Source organism: Bacillus sp. CCB-MMP212, from assembly GCF_022748145.1.
GTDB lineage: Bacteria > Bacillota > Bacilli > Bacillales > Bacillaceae_G > Bacillus_A > Bacillus_A cereus.
On sequence record NZ_JALDQE010000002.1, the window covers coordinates 594,633 to 614,030 of the forward strand.

Genomic DNA, 19,398 nt, shown 5'->3' on the forward strand with positions numbered 1-19,398 from the left:
TTTTTAGTGGTTAGTCATTTGTACTATGTTGTAAGTTGAAAAAAGAGAAAAGAAGTCTTACATCAGAGGTCGAATAATTGAAATGCGGGGGAGTCTTATGTCAGTAAAATCCGATAGTCGTCACCTATATTTACGGGTGATTGATCACATCAAAGAAAAAATTAAAGATGGGGCTTATAAAGAACGACAAAAGTTACCATCGGAGTTTGATTTAGCGAAAGAACTTGGCGTAAGTAGAGCGACTTTAAGGGAAGCATTACGTATTTTAGAAGAAGAAAATGTTGTCATTCGTAGACATGGTGTAGGGACATTTGTAAATGCAAAGCCATTATTTTCTTCTGGAATAGAACAACTTTCTAGTATTACAGATATGATTTCTAGTGTGGGGAAAACACCAGGAACGATCTTTTTATCATCATCTACTACAACTTTAACAGAAGAGGAAAAAGAGAAGTTTAATAGTGAAGATGGTTTTAATGCAGTGATGATTGAACGCGTGCGTACAGCAGATGGGGAACCTGTTGTATATTGTATCGATAAACTTGCAAAAGAAATATTGCCAGATTTATCGGGTTACAATGAGGAATCATTATTAACGGTGATACATAATAACACGCATAAGCGCATAACATATGCGGTTGCTCACATTGAGCCAATTGGCTATCACCCTAAAATCTCACCAATTTTAGAATGTGAGCCTGAAACAGCACTGCTTGTATTAAAACAAATGCACTATGATCAAAATGATGAGCCAATCTTATATTCTATCAATTACTTTAGAGCTGATAAGTTTAGCTTCCACGTATTAAGAAAGCGTATGTAGGTAAGTTCCTTTTTAGGGAGGTGACAGCAAGAAGTAAGGGACAGCAGCGAAAGAATAAATAAATATATATCATTTTTGGAGGGGTTTCTAGTATGAAGAAAAAAGCAGGTCTTTTATTATCATTAACATTAGTAGCAAGTACAGTTTTAGGTGCATGTGGTAACTCGGATAAGGCAAGCAGTGACAAGAAAGACACGAAAGACTTCAAGGTTGGTATGGTAACGGATGTTGGGGGCGTTGATGACAAATCGTTCAACCAATCTTCTTGGGAAGGACTAAAAAAGTTTGGTAAAGATAATGGATTAAAGGAAAAGACAAATTATCGTTACCTACAGTCTGAAAAAGAAGCGGATTATATTCCAAACTTAAAGAAATTTTCAAAAGATAAGTATGATTTATCTTTCGGAATTGGTTATAAATTAGAAGGTGCAATTAAAGAAGTAGCAAAAGAATCTCCAAAACAACAATTTGCAATCGTTGATACTGTAGTAGATGCACCAAACGTAACGAGCATTACATTTAAAGATCATGAAGGATCATTCCTTGTAGGTGCGGTAGCAGCTATGTCAACAAAATCAAATAAAGTAGGATTTGTTGGTGGGATGAAGAGTGATTTAATTAGTAAATTCGAAAATGGATTTAAAGCGGGTGCAAAAGCAGTAAATCCAAACATTGAAATCGTATCTGAATATGCAGAAGCATTTGATAAACCTGAAAAAGGTACAGTTCTTGCATCAGCAATGTACGGTCAAGGCGTAGACGTAATTTACCATGCTGCTGGTGGTACAGGTAACGGTGTATTCACTGAAGCGAAAAACCGTAAGAAAAAAGGTGAAAATGTTTGGGTAATCGGTGTTGACCGTGACCAAAACCAAGAAGGTATGCCTGAAAACGTAACATTAACTTCAATGGTAAAACGTGTAGATATCGCTGTTGAAAAAGTAGCACAAGAAGCGAAAGACGGTAAGTTAAAAGGCGGTAAAGTAGAAGCGTTTGGTTTAAAAGATGACGGTGTTGGTATTGCAAAAACAACTGACAACGTGAAAAAAGTTAACCCTGAAATTTTAACAAAAGTAGAAGAGCTTGAAAAGAAAATTACAGACGGTGAAATTAAAGTACCAGCTACAGATAAAGAGTATAAAGAATATGAAGCTTCTCTAAAAAAATAAATAGAGAAATAGCAAAGGTTAGTTCATAGAACTAACCTTTGTATGTATAAAACTTCCGAATTGCTTAATAAGTTAATAGTGTAATAGGGAATGTTCCCTGTTAAAAGGAGGAACACAATGGAATACGTAATTGAGATGAATAACATTACGAAAGTATTCCCAGGCATTGTAGCGAATGATGATATTACGCTGCAAGTAAAGCAGGGTGAGATACATGCTTTACTTGGAGAAAATGGTGCAGGGAAATCCACATTGATGAATGTACTATTTGGTTTGTACCAACCAGAACAAGGTGAAATTAAAATTAAAGGAAAGTCTGTAAACATTACCAATCCGAATGTGGCAAATGACCTTGGTATTGGAATGGTTCATCAGCACTTTATGCTTGTTCATAATTTTACAGTTACAGAAAATATTATTCTCGGAAATGAACCGAAGAAAAAAGGGAAAATTGCTGTTGAGGAAGCTGCTAAAGAAATTCAAAAACTGTCTGAACAATACGGTTTAGCTGTAGATCCATATGCGAAAATACAGGATATTTCAGTTGGTATGCAACAGCGTGTTGAGATTTTGAAAACTCTTTACCGCGGTGCAGAAATTTTAATATTTGATGAACCGACAGCTGTGTTAACACCGCAAGAAATTCATGAGCTAATTCAAATTATGAAAAAGCTTGTGCAAGAAGGAAAATCTATTGTTCTTATTACACATAAGTTGAAAGAAATTATGGAAGTTTGCGATCGTTGTACGATTATTCGTAAAGGAAAAGGAATTGGAACGGTTGACGTTGCAAATACGGATGAAAATAAACTTGCAGAATTAATGGTCGGACGTCAAGTGAATTTTAAAACAGAAAAAATAGACGCGAAACCAAAAGAAGAGGTACTTTCAATTGCAAACCTTGTTGTTCACGATGCACGTCAACTACCTGCTGTAAAAGGCCTTGACTTAACTGTTCGTGCGGGGGAAATTGTTGGGATTGCAGGGATTGATGGAAACGGACAAAGTGAATTAATAGAAGCAATTACTGGTTTACGAAAAGTTGAGTCAGGTTCTATTGCAATTAAAGGGAAAGAAATAACAAATTGGCCTGTTAGAAGAATAACAGAAGAAGGAATTGGTCATATTCCAGAAGATCGTCATAAACACGGACTCGTCCTTGATTTTTCTGTTAGAGATAATATAGTTCTGCAAACGTACTATAAGAATCCGTTTTCAAAGAAAGGGATTTTAAATTTCAGCAAAATTACAGAAAAAGCAAAGGCTCTTATTGAACAGTTTGATGTACGTACACCTAGTGAGCAAACGTTAGCACGCGCTCTATCTGGGGGAAATCAACAAAAAGCAATTATTGCACGTGAAGTAGACCGTGATCCAGATTTATTAATCGCAGCACAGCCAACACGTGGTTTAGATGTAGGAGCAATTGAATTTATTCATAAGAGATTAATAGAGCAAAGGGATAAAGGGAAAGGTGTATTACTTTTATCACTAGAGTTAGATGAAATCTTAAATGTTAGCGATCGAATTGCTGTTATTTATGAAGGGAAAATTGTAGCAATAGTTGATGCGAAAGAAACGAATGAACAACAGCTTGGATTGTTAATGGCTGGAGGAACAAAGAAGGAGCAGGTGGGTACAAATGGCTAAAAAACTTTTAACAGAACGAACGATAAATATTTTAGTCCCAGTACTATCCGTTATTTTTGGCTTACTTGTCGGAGCGATTGTAATGCTAGTTAGTGGTTATGATCCAATTGTTGGTTATAGTGCACTTTGGACAGGGATGTTCGGCAGCGCAAGTGCGATTGGTGAAACGCTTCGTACAATGATACCGCTTATTCTTGCTGGTTTGTCAGTGGCGTTTGCATTTCGTACAGGTTTATTTAATATCGGGGTAGAGGGTCAATTGCTAGTTGGTTGGCTTGCAGCGGTTTGGTTCGGTTATGCAGTTTCACTACCAGCTTTCCTTCATATTCCATTATCTATTTTATTCGCAGCATTGGTAGGAGGAATTTGGGGCTTCATTCCTGGATATTTAAAAGGAAAGTTTCAAGTTAATGAGGTTATTGTAACAATTATGATGAACTATATCGCATTATATGTAACATATGACATCATTAAGCGCTTTTTACATGAAGGTAATGATAAAACGTATGACATTAAAGAGAGTGCATCACTATCTTCAGACTGGCTTGCTTCTATTACTGATGGTTCGCGTCTTCACTGGGGAATTATTGTAGCAATATTAATTGCTATTTTAATGTGGTTCTTATTAGATCGAACAACTTTAGGCTACGAATTAAAGTCGGTAGGATTTAATCAGCATGCTTCTCAATATGCAGGTATGAAAGTTTCTCGTAATGTAGTATTCTCCATGACAATTGCTGGTGCATTTGCGGGGATTGGTGGAGCGATGGAAGGATTAGGAACATTCCAGAGTATGACAGCGATGTCTTCGTTTACAGGAGTAGGATTTGATGGGATTGCTGTAGCATTACTTGGAGGGAATAATCCGTTTGGGATAATCCTTTCAGCTTTATTATTTGGTGGTTTGAAAAGTGCTTCCCCTCAAATGAACTTTGAGGCAGATGTACCATCAGAGCTTATTAATGTAATTATTGCATGTATCATCTTCTTTGTTGCATGTAGTTATGTGTTAAGATGGGCGCTTACACGCATGAGCAAGGAGGGGAAATAAATGAGCTTTTTAGATATATTAGCCATTCTTGTGACGGGTACGTTATATACATCGGCACCTATCATTTTCACAGCACTAGGTGGTGTATTTAGTGAACGATCGGGTGTTGTAAATATCGGATTAGAAGGACTAATGCTATTTGGTGCATTTATTGGAGTTGTTACAAACTTATTAATGGGTGATACTTGGGGAACGATGACTCCGTGGATTGCGTTATTATTTGCGGCAATTGGTAGTGGATTATTTGCATTACTTCATGCGGTAGCTTCTATTACATTCCGAGCAGATCAAGTTGTAAGTGGTGTAGCAATTAACTTCTTATCTCTTGGTTTAACGGTATTTGCAATTAAGAAGATTTTTGATAAAGGGCAGACTGACTTTATTCAGTATCGTATTGAAAAGATTGATATTCCAGGCCTTTCGGATATTCCGGTTTTAGGGAAAATATTTTTCTCGAACGTACCAATAACGTCGTATATTGCCATTATTTTAGCATTCGTTGTTTGGTATGTTATTTATAAAACACCGTTCGGTCTTCGTCTACGTGCTGTTGGTGAACACCCAATGGCAGCGGATACGATGGGGATTAACGTATATAAAATGCGCTATATTGGAGTCTGTATTTCAGGAGTGTTTGCTGGAATTGGTGGAGCGATTTTTGCAATGTCAATTTCTAATAACTTCTCAGGGGCAACTATTACAGGACAAGGTTTCTTAGCTTTAGCTGCTATGATTTTTGGAAAGTGGAATCCACTAGGCGCACTAGGTGCAGCTCTATTCTTTGGTTTTGCACAATCTCTTAGTGTAACGGGCGGAACAATTCCTGTATTAGATCAAATTCCAAGTGTTTTATTAACGATATTACCATATGTATTCACAATATTAGCGCTTGTTGGTTTTGTAGGTCGTTCTGAAGCTCCGAAAGCATTAGGAACTCCTTATGAAAAAGGAAAACGATAAGTATTTTATAAGTATAAAAAAGCTCGCACATTAGTGTGGGCTTTTTTACATAGAATATATTTAATACGGAATTTTACTATGTTCCTTACATATTAAAGTTTTTAGAAAGAATCATATGTAAGCATAATAAGGGAGAAAAGTTGATTTTTTATTTCTAAAAACTGTATATTGAAGAGGAATATTCCTATATACGTAAAGGAGGGCTATAAATGAAACTAATGGAACAACAACTACATGAGTTAGGTGGTTTGCGCGTACATATTATTCCGACTGATAAATATAAAACGAATACCTTTGTATTTCGTTTTAAAGCGCCTTTAAATGAGGAGACGGTGACAGAGCGTGCCCTATTGCCATACGTATTGCAAAGTGCGACAGAAAAATTACCTTCTGTAATTCGTCTTCGTCAATATTTAGAAGAATTATACGGGTCTTCTTTAGCAGTAGATGTAAGTAAAAAAGGGGAAGACCATATTATCTCGATTTATGTAGACATTGCAAATGAAGTATATTTACATGATGCACCACCGTTATTTGAAAAAGCGCTTTCTATGTTGTCGGATATTGTGTTACATCCAGCGACGGAGGGGAACGGTTTCCTACCTTCTATCGTAGAAAGTGAAAAAAGAGCACTGTTACAGAGAATTGAAGCTACTTATGACGATAAAATGCGTTATGCAAACGAGCGTTTAATTGAAGAAATGTGCAAAGTAGAACCGTATCGTTTAAGTGCAAATGGAAAAAAAGAGAGTGTTGCTTCTATTACAAATGAAAGTCTGTATCAATATTATCAAAAGGTGTTAGCGGAAGATGAGATGGATCTATATATTATTGGTGATATTTCAGAAAACGCCGTTGATCTTGTAAGTAAGTATTTTTCTATTTCAGCTCGTCCAGTGAGAGAAAGAAATGTACTCCTTCATAGACGAAATAATGAAGAAAAAGAAGTTGTTGAAAAACAAGAATTAAAACAAAGTAAATTACACATCGGTTATCGTACATTTGTCACATATAAAGATGAAGATTATTTTGCATTGCAATTGTTCAATGGATTGTTTGGTGGTTTTTCTCATTCGAAGTTATTCGTAAATGTGCGTGAAAAAAATAGTTTAGCGTACTATGCAGCATCGCGCTTTGAAAGTCATAAAGGTTTATTATTTGTTATGTCAGGAATTGAAGCGAAAAATTATGAAAAAGCAGTTGAGATTATTAAAGAACAAATGCTTGCGATGCAAAACGGAGAGTTTTCTGAAGAAGAAATACATCAAACAAAAAGTGTCATCCAAAATCAAATATTAGAGGCGATTGATACACCGCGTGGATTTGTAGAAATGCTATATCATGGTATTATTTCAGATCGTACACGTCCAGTTGAAGAATGGCTTACAGGTATAGAAAGTGTGACAAAAGAAGAAATTGTAAAAGTTGCTAAAAATATTGAACTAGATACAATTTACTTTTTACAAGGAACGGAGGGAGAGTAAATGGAGAAAATTATTTATGAGCAATTAAAAGAAACACTCTATTATGAAAAACTTCCTAATGGATTAGATGTATATGTTTTACCGAAACAAGGATTTAATAAAACATTTGCGACGTTTACGACGAAATATGGTTCAGTAGATAATACATTTGTACCATTAGGGAAAGAAGAAATGATTCGTGTACCTGATGGGATTGCACATTTTCTTGAGCATAAATTATTTGAAAAAGAAGATCACGATGCTTTCCAATTGTTTAGTAAACAAGGAGCATCGGCAAATGCTTTTACATCCTTCACACGAACAGCTTACCTTTTTTCATGTACTTCAAACGTAGAACAAAATTTAAATACATTACTAAACTTTGTGCAAGAGCCTTATTTCTCTGAAAAAACAGTTGAAAAAGAGAAGGGGATTATTGGGCAAGAAATTCAAATGTATCAAGATAACCCAGATTGGCGTTTGTACTTTGGGTTAATTGATAGCTTGTTTGTAAAACACCCAATTAAAATTGATATTGCAGGGACAATCGAATCTATTAGTAAAATTACGAAAGATTTATTATATGAATGTTATGAAACATTTTATCATCCGAGCAATATGTTATTATTTGTTGTGGGTGCAATTGATCCAGAGAAAACAATGGATTTAGTACGTGAAAATCAAGCAAAAAAAGATTATAAAAACCAGCCAGAAATTGTGCGTTCATTTGAAGAGGAACCAAATGAGGTAAATGAAAAGAAAAAAATTATTTCAATGCCTGTGCAAACACCGAAATGTTTAGTTGGTATTAAAGCGACTAATTTAAAAGAAAAAGGGCAAGCGCTTTTAAAACAAGAAATTGCGCTTACGTTACTTTTAGATTATTTATTTGGAAAAAGTTCTGTTCATTACGAAGCTTTATATAATGAAGGGCTTATTGATGATTCATTCTCGTATGACTATACAGAAGAAAATAACTTCGGTTTTGCAATGGTTGGCGGTGATACGAAACAACCTGATGAATTGGCAGATCGTTTAAAAGATATTTTATTAAAAACAGATTATGATCAATTAGATGCGGCGGCATTAGAACGAGTGAAGAAAAAGAAAATTGGTGGTTTTTTACGCTCGTTGAATTCACCAGAATATATTGCAAATCAATTTACACGATATGCGTTTAATGAATCTAGTCTATTTGATGCATTGACTGTATTAGAAGGGCTAACCGTTCAAGACTTACAAGAAGTAGCAAAATTATTGTTATCAGAAGAAAAAATGAGTGTTTGTCAGGTGTTACCGAAAAAATAACATTTTAAAGATACCCTCATCTTATCATTGAAAAATTGTAAGATGAGGGTATTATTTAGTTGTGTAAAAAGTGAACTTGTAGAGATAAGAGAGGGAATTTATGAAAAAGTATGCGTTAGTAACTGGAGGGAGCGGAGGGATTGGCTCTGCTATTTCGAAACAATTAATTCAAGATGGATATACAGTTTATGTTCATTACAATAACAGTGAAGGAAAGGTATTGGAATTGCAGAAAGCATGGGGGGAAGTTATCCCTGTGCAAGCGAATTTGGCTTCTAGTGATGGAGCAGAGCAATTGTGGAGACAAATTGAACATCCTATTGATGTTATTGTATATGCAGCTGGGAAGAGTATTTTTGGACTAGTAACAGATGTAACAAACGATGAATTGGATTATATGGTAGAACTTCAAGTGAAGAACGTATATAAATTACTTTCAATGGCACTTCCGCCTATGATTGGGAGGAGAAGTGGTAATATTGTAATTGTTTCATCTATATGGGGACAAATAGGGGCTTCTTGTGAAGTGCTTTATTCAATGGTAAAAGGGGCGCAAAATTCATATGTGAAAGCTTTGGCGAAAGAAGTGTCTTTAAGTGGATTACGTGTGAATGCGGTAGCACCAGGAGCAATTGAAACGGAAATGTTAAGTGTTTTTTCTGAAGAAGATAAAATGGGAATTGCTGAAGATATACCATTAGGTAGAATAGGGTTACCAGAAGAAGTAGCAAAAACAGTTGCATTCCTCGTATCACCAGGAGCATCTTACATAACTGGACAAATCATTGGAGTGAATGGTGGTTGGCACTGTTAAAAATTTCTTACATAAAAAATGAACAGTTGCACAAATTAAGCATGATTTTATTACTCAATAGTGAGGTGCTTAATTATGTCAGTATTAGATAATTTTGATCAGTGGAAGAGCTTTTTAGGAGATCGTTTAGAGCAAGCGCAAGGAAAAGGTTTAGACGGCGGTGCGGTATCAGATATGGCATTTCGTGTTGGCGACTACCTTGCTAATGAAGTAGAAGGACGCAATGACCAAGAGAAATTATTAGCTGAGCTTTGGAAAGTTGCTGATGAACAGGAGCAACATACCATTGCAAACTTAATGGTTAAGTTTGTACAACATAAGTAAAAGTAGAGAGGAGATTCTCCTCTCTACTTTTTTTGTATAATAATTACACAGGATAGATTATACATTTAGCTTCCCTATTAAGGTGAAATCATATAATATAGTACGTAGGTGTAAAGTAAGCAAGGGGAGTGATCTTGGATGATTGAATGGTATTTTGAATATGAAATACATAAAAACCGACCTGGCTTGCTTGGTGACGTTTCTTCGTTAATCGGTATGCTCGGCATTAATATTGTCACAATTAATGGTGTAGATAATGCACGACGTGGGTTACTTCTTATGTGTGATAATCAAGAGCAAATCTCTAGACTTGAATCAATTTTAAATACGATGGATAACATAACGGTAACGAAATATCGTCCGCCAAAGCTAAGAGATAAGCTAGCGGTTAGGCATGGTAGGTACATACAACGAGATGCAGATGATAAGAAAACATTTCGATTTGTGCGTGATGAATTAGGCTTACTTGTAGACTTTATGGCAGAAATTATGAAAAAAGAAGGCCATAAACTAATTGGGATACGCGGAATGCCTCGTGTCGGAAAAACAGAATCCATTGTTGCTGCAAGTGTTTGTGCAAATAAAAGGTGGTTATTTGTATCATCTACTCTTATTAAGCAAACTGTTCGTAGTCAATTAATTGAAGATGAGTATAGCGATGACAATATTTTCATCCTAGATGGAATTGTGTCAACGAAGCGTGCTAACGAAAGACATTGGCAGCTCGTTCGTGAAATTATGAGATTGCCTGCAACAAAAGTTGTAGAACATCCTGATGTATTTGTGAGTCAGTCAGAATACACATTGGATGATTTTGATTATATTATCGAGTTGCGCAACGATTATGATGAAGAAATTCAATATAATTTAGTAGATGAAATTGAGCAAGGTACGCAAAATAATTTCTCTATGTTTGACTTTTAAAGAAATATTGAGGTGTTAGTAGTGACGGAATTGGGACAAAAGCTGAAAGAAGCAAGAGAAGCGAAAGGCTTGACTATTGATCAGCTGCATGAGATTACAAAAATTCAAAAACGCCATTTAGTGGCAATTGAAGAAGGCAATTATGATGTATTGCCAGGAGCTTTTTATGCGCGTGCATTCATTAAACAATACGCAGATGCGGTTGGATTAAATGGAGAGGAACTGCTTGTAGAACATCAGAGTACGATACCACAATCTGAAAAGCGTGAAGTTCCACAAGTATCAACGGGACAAAAAACACAAGAAACAATGCAAAAATCTTCATCATGGCCAATTGCAGATCACATGCCGAAAATCTTAGTTGCGTTGTTAGTAATCGCAGTTGGAGTGGTAATCTGGTTTGTGTTTCAAGCGTTAACTGGAAAAGATGATGAAAAAGTTCCGAGTGCTCAAAGTGAGAAAATTGAAGTTCAAAAAGCAAAAGATTCTCCGTTAGATACGAAGAAAGATGAAGCGAAAGCGGAAGAGCCAAAAAAAGAGGAACCAAAGAAAGAAGAACCAAAGAAAGAAGAGCAACCAGCACCACCAACGGGACAGCAAGAAGTGAAAGTAGTTGGAACAACTGGTAAGGTATCTACTTTGGAAATTCATAATAATAAAACGTTAGAATTGGAAATCATAGCGAAGGGTACAAGCTATGTAGATGTTAAAGATGATGCGGGTAACGAAATTTTAAACACTACAGTACAAGGTGGTCAAACAGAAAAACGTGATGTATCAACATTAAAAGAAGTACGACTTAATATTGGAAATGCAACGAATGTTGAAGTTAAACTGAATGGCCAAGTGGTTGCTTTCCCATTGGACCCAGAAAAAGAACTTCACCAAAGATTGGTGATAAAAAACCAAGGGATAGGGCAACCTGCACAATAACAGTCATCGCTTCGATGACTTTTTTCAATGAACAAATGTTTTTGATATGATGGAGGAATAGCTGTGAATTTACCAAATAAAATTACAATATCTAGAATCTTCTTAATTCCAATTTTCATGGTAATTATGTTAGCGCCCTTTAATTGGGGTTCATACACAATTGGTGATGTTGATTTACCAATTCAACATTTAGTGGGGGCACTTATCTTTATCGTTGCTTCAGCTACAGATTGGATTGATGGACATTACGCAAGGAAGTATAATCTTGTAACGAACTTAGGAAAGTTTCTTGATCCGTTAGCTGATAAATTACTTGTTTCAGCAGCACTTATTACATTGGTAGAGATGCGATATGTACCGGCTTGGATTGTTATTGTAATTATCAGTCGTGAGTTTGCTGTAACAGGTTTACGTCTTGTACTTGCTGGAACAGGGGAAGTAGTTGCGGCAAATCAGCTAGGGAAAATTAAGACATGGACACAAATTATTGCGATTGCAGCATATTTATTACACGATGTACCTTTAAATTTAATCCATATTCCAGTTGCGGATATCTTCATATGGATTGCATTAATCTTTACTGTTATTTCAGGATGGGATTATTTCTGGAAAAATAGAGCTGCATTTGTAAACTCAAAATAGAAGTTTATGGGGGAATTGGGATGAATGCTGAGATTATTGCGGTTGGAACTGAATTATTACTTGGACAAATTGCAAATACAAATGCCCAGTTTTTATCTGAAAAGTTGGCTTCAATTGGAATTAACGTGTACTATCATACTGTTGTTGGTGATAATAATAAGCGACTGCAAAAGGCAATTGAAGCTGCGGAAGAACGTGCTGATATCCTTATTTTTACAGGTGGGTTAGGGCCGACAAAAGATGATTTAACGAAAGAAACAATAGCGACTAGTTTAGATGAAAAGCTTGTGTATGATGAAAAGGCATTAGCCTTAATAAGTAATTACTTTAAGCGTACAGGCCGTGAATTTACGGAGAATAATAAAAAGCAAGCGCTCGTTTTAAATGGAGCAACAGTATTTGCAAATGACCACGGTATGGCGCCGGGTATGGGGGTAAATAAGAACGGAAAAGTTTATATTTTATTACCAGGGCCGCCAAAAGAAATGAAACCAATGTATGTAAGTTACGTAGAGCCTTTTTTACGTAATTTTACAACAGGAGAAAACATTTATTCACGTGTGCTTCGTTTCTTCGGTATTGGGGAGTCCCAATTAGAGGTGAAAGTTCAAGATTTAATTGATGGACAAACAAACCCAACAATTGCCCCGCTAGCAAATGATGGAGAAGTGACATTACGTTTAACTGCTAAGCATCAAAATGTTAGCGAAGCGGAGAAACTAATTCAACATGTGGAAGATTTGATTTTAGAAAGAGTAGGAGAATTTTTCTACGGATATGACCAAGAATTTTTGCATTATAAGGCAATCGAGTTATTGAAGAGAAAAGGGTTAACTTTAGCATGTGCAGAAAGTTTAACAGGTGGTCTTTTTGGAAATCAAGTAACTGAAAATGCTGGTGTTTCTTCTGTATTTAAGGGCGGTGTCATTTGTTATCATAATGATGTGAAGCAACATGTTTTACGTGTGCCTGAAGAAGTATTGCATACTGATGGTGCAGTTAGTAAGGAATGTGCTCGTTATCTTGCTGAAAATGTTAAGGATTTATTAAAAGCGGATATCGGAATTAGTTTCACTGGGGTAGCAGGGCCAGATGCTTCAGAACAGAAAGAGCCAGGAACAGTATTTGTTGGATTAGCGATTAAAGGTGAACAAACTGCAGTCTTTCCTCTTAATTTAAGTGGAAGTCGTCAACAAATTAGAGAACGATCAGCAAAATATGGATTTTATCATTTATATAAAAAGCTAGAAGAGATATAAGTCTCTTCTAGCTTTTTTTATAGTTAAACTCCGTATTTGTGTGATGGAAAATAAAAAAAACGAATAAATGTTCGATTTTTGTTGGCAAATTGAATTGAAAATAGGTATAATAAGATTAGCAATTCAGTTAAGGAGGAATTTTGAATGAGTGATCGTCAAGCGGCATTAGATATGGCGTTAAAACAAATAGAGAAGCAATTCGGTAAAGGTTCAATTATGAAATTAGGAGAACAAGCGGAACGTAGAATTTCTACAATTTCAAGTGGTTCTTTAGCACTTGATGTGGCGCTAGGGGTAGGCGGATACCCACGTGGCCGTATTATCGAAATTTACGGACCTGAAAGTTCAGGTAAAACGACAGTTTCATTACATGCAATTGCAGAAGTACAACGTCAAGGTGGACAAGCAGCATTCATCGATGCGGAGCACGCAATGGATCCTGTATATGCACAAAAATTAGGCGTTAACATAGATGAATTACTATTATCACAGCCTGATACAGGGGAGCAAGGATTAGAAATCGCAGAAGCACTTGTACGAAGTGGTGCGGTTGACATTATCGTAATTGACTCTGTAGCAGCTCTTGTACCGAAAGCAGAGATTGAAGGAGACATGGGTGACTCACACGTAGGTTTACAAGCACGTTTAATGTCACAAGCACTTCGCAAGCTTTCAGGAGCAATCAACAAATCAAAAACAATTGCAATCTTTATTAACCAAATTCGTGAAAAAGTTGGGGTTATGTTCGGAAATCAACTACAAGTTGCTTAATCGAAAAGATTAAGGAGTTTACCATGGGTTTCCCTTGCTAGTGATAGCATGTTAAAAAACCTTGTGAACCTTATTGCCTAAGGGTGTAACTATCCATATAGTTGCTAACGGTGAAGCCCACCATTATTTAGGGTAATACCGTGCCAAGCTCCATAGTGATATGGGGAAGGTGTAGAGACTACCGAAAAGGACTTTTAGTTAACTGAGTAGGGTACGGCAGATGATAGGCTACTGCTGGAAGTGCAAGGCTCTCTGTAAAGAGATGAAGAGATAGTCCAGACTATAGAGATGGAAAATCTATAGATAGTGCCAGAAACAACTCCAGGTGGTCGTGCGTTGAAATTCTATTCAACTGTTCGTCTTGAAGTGCGTCGTGCGGAGCAATTAAAGCAAGGTAACGACATCGTTGGTAATAAAACAAAAGTAAAAGTAGTGAAAAATAAAGTAGCGCCACCATTCCGTGTTGCTGAAGTTGATATTATGTACGGAGAAGGTATTTCAAGAGAAGGGGAAATCTTGGATATGGCTTCTGAGCTTGATATCGTTCAAAAGAGCGGTGCTTGGTATTCTTATAATGAAGAACGTTTAGGACAAGGTCGTGAAAATTCGAAGCAATTCTTAAAAGAGAATACGGACTTAAGAGAGGAAATTGCCTTCTTTGTTCGTGATCATCACGGAATTGGTGAAGATTCTGGTGTGGAAGACACGGAAGATTCAACTCTTCAAGATTAAAAAATAAAAGACACGGGTCCCGTGTCTTTTATTTTTTACCTTCTATTAAAGGGGTATCTATCGTAGTGGTTAAAATATTTTTTTGACTCAAATGGGATGTGTAAAGAGGAATATTCATGCGTTTTAAGGGAATAAAATGGTATTTACTAAGGTTTTCCAGGATAATATGCTATCAATTTTTCAAATTCAGATAACATTCAGGACTGAAGGTAAAGAAAGTAAAAGTAGACAACGCTTGACAATGAAAATTACGATAGATACAATGAGAATGTATATTTTTTCTTATATACGATATACTCTTCTCAAGAAGAGAAGTAATATTCGGAGTAAGGTTTAAAACTTACCGAAATAATAATATGACATTTTAATTGTGAAATGAAGAAAGTCCCTTAAAAAAGCGGGACGACGGTCTTTGCTGTATGTTGTAATTTAATGTACATGCCGACAGTCTTTTTTCATTCATAGCAAGGGGAGGTGAAATCATGAGTAGTACAGTTTGGATACTCATCTCCATTTTGCTTGCAACAACAGTCGGTGCAGTTGTTGGCTTTTTTGTTCGAAAGTCTATTGCTGAAGCGAAGATTAATGGTGCGGCTAATGAAGCGAAACGTATTCTAGACGAAGCGAATCGTGAGGCTGAAGCACTTAAGAAAGAAGCGCTTTTAGAAGCAAAGGATGAAATTCATACACTTCGTACAGAAGCTGAATTAGAAATTCGTGACCGTAGAAGCGAATTACAAAAACAAGAAAATCGTTTAATGCAAAAAGAAGAGAACCTTGATCGTAAAGACGAAACGCTCGATAAACGCGAGCAGCAGTTAGAGAAGAAAGAGGATTCTCTTGTAGCGAGACAACAACAGATTGAAGAGTTGGAAAGCAAAGTGGGAGAGTTAGTTCAAAAGCAACAAACAGAATTAGAGCGCATTTCCAATCTGACACGCGAACAAGCGAAAGCAATTATTCTTGGTAAAGTAGAAAATGAAGTTTCTCATGAAATCGCTGTTATGGTAAAAGAAAGTGAAGTTCGCGCGAAAGAAGAAGCGGATAAGAAAGCAAAAGAGATTTTATCTCTTGCAATGCAAAGATGTGCAGCTGATCATGTTGCTGAAACAACCGTTTCGGTTGTAAATCTTCCAAATGACGAAATGAAGGGACGTATTATCGGGCGTGAAGGTCGTAATATTCGTACGTTAGAAACGTTAACGGGTATTGACTTAATTATCGATGATACACCAGAGGCGGTAATCCTTTCTGGATTCGATCCAATTCGTCGTGAAACAGCTCGTATCGCTCTTGATAAACTAGTACAGGACGGACGTATTCACCCAGCGCGTATTGAAGAGATGGTCGAAAAATCAAGACGTGAAGTGGACGAGTATATTCGCGAAGTCGGAGAGCAAACAACGTTTGAAGTGGGTGTTCATGGATTACACCCAGATTTAATTAAAATTTTAGGTCGTTTAAAATACCGTACAAGTTATGGACAAAACGTCTTAAAACACTCTATGGAAGTTGCATATTTAACTGGACTTATGGCAGCAGAGCTTGGCGAGGATGAAAAACTAGCAAGACGTGCTGGTCTATTACATGATATCGGAAAAGCGATTGACCATGAAGTAGAAGGTAGCCACGTTGAAATTGGTGTTGAACTCGCAACGAAATATAAAGAGCATCCTGTAGTTATAAACAGTATCGCATCTCACCATGGTGACACAGAACCAACTTCTATCATTGCAGTTTTAGTTGCAGCAGCAGATGCTTTATCAGCTGCAAGACCGGGAGCTCGTAGTGAAACGCTTGAAAACTACATTCGTCGTCTTGAAAAGTTAGAAGAGATTTCAGAGTCTTATGAAGGCGTTGAAAAATCATTTGCAATTCAAGCAGGACGTGAAGTTCGTATTTTGGTAAAACCAGATACAATCGATGATTTAGAAGCTCATCGTTTAGCTCGTGATATCCGAAAACGTATTGAAAATGAACTGGATTACCCAGGACATATTAAAGTAACTGTTATTCGTGAAACACGTGCAGTGGAATACGCAAAATAAAGTGGTGAAACACCACTTTATTTTTTTGTGTTGGAATTGGATAAAATAAAGACAGTTAGTTATATAGCGTAAAAGTGAAACAAACTTATAATAAACATATTATAAGGAATTTCCTTGATGCTATAGCAATAAAAAATGCAGTACATAGAAAGGGTAAGACATATGAGAATATTATTTGTTGGGGATGTAGTAGGATCTCCTGGTAGAGGTATGATTCAACAATACGTACCGGCATTAAAGAAAAAATATACACCTACAGTAACAATCATTAATGGAGAAAACGCAGCAGGTGGCCGTGGGATTACAGAAAAAATATATCGAAACTTTTTAGAGTGTGGGGCGCAAGCAGTTACACTTGGAAACCATGCTTGGGATAATCGTGAAGTATTTGAATTCATCGATGATGCAAAATATCTTGCAAGACCAGCTAACTTCCCAGAAGGAACTCCAGGAAAAGGACTTATCTTTGTGAACTGTAATGGAACAGAAGTTGCAGTTATTAACTTACAAGGACGTACTTTCCTTCCTCCGATTGATTGTCCATTCCGTAAAGTGGATGAATTAATTAATATTGCGAAAAAACGTACGAATATTATCTTTGTTGATTTCCATGCGGAGACTACAAGTGAAAAACAAGCGCTAGGTTGGTATGTAGATGGACGTGCTACAGCAGTAGTAGGTACGCATACGCATGTCCCTACAGCGGATAACCGTATTTTACCAAGCGGAACGGCATATATTACAGATGTTGGGATGACAGGGCCATATGATGGAATATTAGGTATGGACCGAGAAGCGGTATTGAAGAAGTTTTTAACGAACTTACCGGTACGATTTGAAGTAACAAGTGGTAGAACGCAATTAAGTGCAGTGTTAATTGATGTGGATCCAAATACAGGAAAAGCAAAGAAAATTGAGCGCATTTTAATTAATGACGATCAACCATTTTTTGAGTAAATTTCCGTTAAATTTTAGATAAGTTATTATATTTTAATTTTTTAGAAAAATTACGAAAATTTAGCAGGAATACGCGCCATTCCTCGTGAATATAAGTTAAAGTGAAATAATTGCTAATACTTTTTAAAGAAACGAGGAGGAAACGCGGAATGGAAATATTAAAAGTTAAAGCAACGTCGGTCCCTAATTCTGTAGCTGGTGCACTTGCAGGTGTTATTCGCGAACGCGGAACAGCAGAAATTCAAGCTATTGGTGCAGGTGCATTGAACCAAGCGGTAAAGGCAGTAGCAATCGCAAGAGGATTTGTAGCGCCTAGTGGTTTGGACCTGATTTGTATCCCAGCGTTTACAGATATTATGATTGATGGCGAAGAGCGTACAGCAATAAAATTAATTGTAGAACCTCGTTAAGTTTTAAACAACCTGTTTGCAGTATGCAAACAGGTTGTTTTTATAATGGAGGAATGAAAATGAAAATTTTTGATGCTCATTGTGACGTGCTTCTTCAGTTATGGAGTGCACAAGGGAAAAGGAATTTTAACGATGATTCACAATTACATATTACATTTGAACAGTTAAAGAGAAGAAAAGGAAGTATACAATGTTTTGCTATATATGTACCAGAAACAGTGGCATATGAAAACCGATTTGAAGCAGCATTACAAATGGTAGATATTTTTTATAATGAAATTTTATCGCTATCAGGTGTGAGATTTATCCGAACGAAAGAGGATATAAATAGATTAAAACAGGACGAGGTTGGCGCGCTATTAACGTTAGAAGGGTGCGAAGCAATTGGTAAAGAAGCGATGAAATTACGTTTGTTTTATCGGTTAGGTGTACGTTCTTTCGGATTAACATGGAACTATGCGAATTTGTTAGCTGATGGGGCGCTAGAGACACGTGGAGCAGGTTTAACTACTTTTGGTAGACAAGTTGTACACGAGCTAAATACTTTGGGCCTATGGACGGATCTATCACATTTAAATGAGAGAAGTTTTTGGGATGTTATAGAGATTGCAAAAAATCCTATTGCTTCCCACTCAAATTGTATGAAACTTTGCGAGCACCCACGTAATTTAAACGATGAACAACTTAAAGCTCTTATAAAGAAAAATGGCATGATCGGTGTCACTTTTGTACCGCAGTTTCTAACAAGTGAAAGGCAAGCAAATATAACTGATATCATAAAACATATCGAATATATTTGCTCGCTAGGTGGAGAAAACAATATAGGGTTTGGTTCAGATTTTGATGGGATTGTAGATACGGTTGTCAATGTATCTGCCTATGGAGATTATGAAAATGTCATGAATGAGCTTTATAAATACTATGCTGCATCTACTGTAGAAAGATTTTTATATGATAATTTTGTTGAACATATGAGTTTTTAAGTTTGTGGTTTAAAATTCAGAAAAATTAAAATTAATTCATTTGATTTTATTGCTTTTTTTAAGACCTAATACTAGAATGAAAAACAAAATAGCTTTATACTAAAGATTCAGGGAAATCAGAAGAGGCATAATTTGCGTCCGTTGTAGTTTATTTGCATAAAAAATGCTAAACTATTA

At 36.3% G+C, this 19,398-nt stretch carries 17 protein-coding genes and 2 pseudogenes; all 19 read left to right on the plus strand.

Going from position 1 to position 19,398, the window contains the following annotated elements; genetic code table 11:
• Nucleotides 1–97: 97 nt before the first annotated feature.
• The 19 genes and pseudogenes from MRP26_RS07900 (at nt 98) to MRP26_RS07990 (ending at nt 19,221) form a co-directional block, all read left to right on the plus strand.
• Complete coding sequence (locus tag MRP26_RS07900) at nt 98–823, plus strand: GntR family transcriptional regulator (RefSeq protein WP_000114182.1); 726 nt, start codon at nt 98–100, stop codon at nt 821–823.
• A 92-nt stretch (nt 824–915) separates the two neighbouring features.
• Nucleotides 916–1,992, plus strand: coding sequence for a BMP family lipoprotein (locus MRP26_RS07905; protein WP_000725773.1), 1,077 nt, complete (start codon nt 916–918; stop codon nt 1,990–1,992).
• A gap of 117 nt (nt 1,993–2,109) precedes the next feature.
• Nucleotides 2,110–3,642 (plus strand): ABC transporter ATP-binding protein, encoded by a 1,533-nt coding sequence (locus MRP26_RS07910; protein ID WP_000456925.1) that lies wholly within the window; start codon nt 2,110–2,112, stop codon nt 3,640–3,642.
• Entirely contained in the window at nt 3,635–4,693 is a 1,059-nt protein-coding gene (locus MRP26_RS07915) for an ABC transporter permease (protein WP_001085255.1), read from the plus strand. The genes MRP26_RS07910 and MRP26_RS07915 overlap by 8 nt, the downstream gene beginning before the upstream one ends.
• On the plus strand, nt 4,694–5,653 hold the full coding sequence (locus tag MRP26_RS07920; protein ID WP_000008857.1) for an ABC transporter permease: 960 nt from the start codon (nt 4,694–4,696) through the stop codon (nt 5,651–5,653). It begins immediately after the preceding gene.
• A gap of 209 nt (nt 5,654–5,862) precedes the next feature.
• Nucleotides 5,863–7,137, plus strand: coding sequence for an EF-P 5-aminopentanol modification-associated protein YfmF (yfmF, locus tag MRP26_RS07925; RefSeq protein WP_000772413.1), 1,275 nt, complete (start codon nt 5,863–5,865; stop codon nt 7,135–7,137).
• Nucleotides 7,138–8,424, plus strand: coding sequence for an EF-P 5-aminopentanol modification-associated protein YfmH (yfmH, locus tag MRP26_RS07930; RefSeq protein WP_000411277.1), 1,287 nt, complete (start codon nt 7,138–7,140; stop codon nt 8,422–8,424). It abuts the gene before it with no gap.
• Between the two features lie 100 nt (nt 8,425–8,524).
• Nucleotides 8,525–9,238: an elongation factor P 5-aminopentanone reductase gene (gene ymfI / locus MRP26_RS07935; protein ID WP_000759626.1), complete on the plus strand. Its 714-nt coding sequence runs from the start codon at nt 8,525–8,527 to the stop codon at nt 9,236–9,238.
• 75 nt (nt 9,239–9,313) lie between these two features.
• A complete protein-coding gene (locus MRP26_RS07940; RefSeq protein ID WP_000114444.1) occupies nt 9,314–9,562 on the plus strand; it encodes a DUF3243 domain-containing protein in 249 nt (82 codons plus the stop codon).
• A gap of 138 nt (nt 9,563–9,700) precedes the next feature.
• Nucleotides 9,701–10,486 carry a DUF3388 domain-containing protein gene (locus MRP26_RS07945; protein WP_000574107.1) on the plus strand — a complete coding sequence of 262 codons (786 nt, stop codon included), beginning with the start codon at nt 9,701–9,703 and terminating at the stop codon, nt 10,484–10,486.
• A gap of 21 nt (nt 10,487–10,507) precedes the next feature.
• On the plus strand, nt 10,508–11,419 hold the full coding sequence (locus MRP26_RS07950) for a helix-turn-helix domain-containing protein (RefSeq protein ID WP_000137474.1): 912 nt from the start codon (nt 10,508–10,510) through the stop codon (nt 11,417–11,419).
• Nucleotides 11,420–11,482: 63 nt separating this feature from the next.
• Nucleotides 11,483–12,061 (plus strand): CDP-diacylglycerol--glycerol-3-phosphate 3-phosphatidyltransferase, encoded by a 579-nt coding sequence (gene pgsA, locus MRP26_RS07955; protein WP_001052977.1) that lies wholly within the window; start codon nt 11,483–11,485, stop codon nt 12,059–12,061.
• A 20-nt stretch (nt 12,062–12,081) separates the two neighbouring features.
• Nucleotides 12,082–13,320: a competence/damage-inducible protein CinA gene (gene cinA / locus MRP26_RS07960; protein WP_029443109.1), complete on the plus strand. Its 1,239-nt coding sequence runs from the start codon at nt 12,082–12,084 to the stop codon at nt 13,318–13,320.
• A 144-nt stretch (nt 13,321–13,464) separates the two neighbouring features.
• Nucleotides 13,465–14,073 (plus strand): annotated as a pseudogene (gene recA, locus MRP26_RS07965) (recombinase RecA); the annotation flags it as partial.
• Nucleotides 14,074–14,400: 327 nt separating this feature from the next.
• A pseudogene (locus MRP26_RS07970) lies at nt 14,401–14,823 on the plus strand (recombinase RecA family protein); the annotation flags it as partial.
• Between the two features lie 482 nt (nt 14,824–15,305).
• Nucleotides 15,306–16,871, plus strand: coding sequence for a ribonuclease Y (rny, locus tag MRP26_RS07975; protein WP_000099769.1), 1,566 nt, complete (start codon nt 15,306–15,308; stop codon nt 16,869–16,871).
• Between the two features lie 162 nt (nt 16,872–17,033).
• Nucleotides 17,034–17,828, plus strand: coding sequence for a TIGR00282 family metallophosphoesterase (locus tag MRP26_RS07980; RefSeq protein ID WP_001221097.1), 795 nt, complete (start codon nt 17,034–17,036; stop codon nt 17,826–17,828).
• 149 nt (nt 17,829–17,977) lie between these two features.
• Nucleotides 17,978–18,238 (plus strand): stage V sporulation protein SpoVS, encoded by a 261-nt coding sequence (spoVS, locus tag MRP26_RS07985; protein ID WP_000404341.1) that lies wholly within the window; start codon nt 17,978–17,980, stop codon nt 18,236–18,238.
• 59 nt (nt 18,239–18,297) lie between these two features.
• Nucleotides 18,298–19,221 carry a dipeptidase gene (locus tag MRP26_RS07990; protein WP_078400454.1) on the plus strand — a complete coding sequence of 308 codons (924 nt, stop codon included), beginning with the start codon at nt 18,298–18,300 and terminating at the stop codon, nt 19,219–19,221.
• Nucleotides 19,222–19,398: the final 177 nt, after the last annotated feature.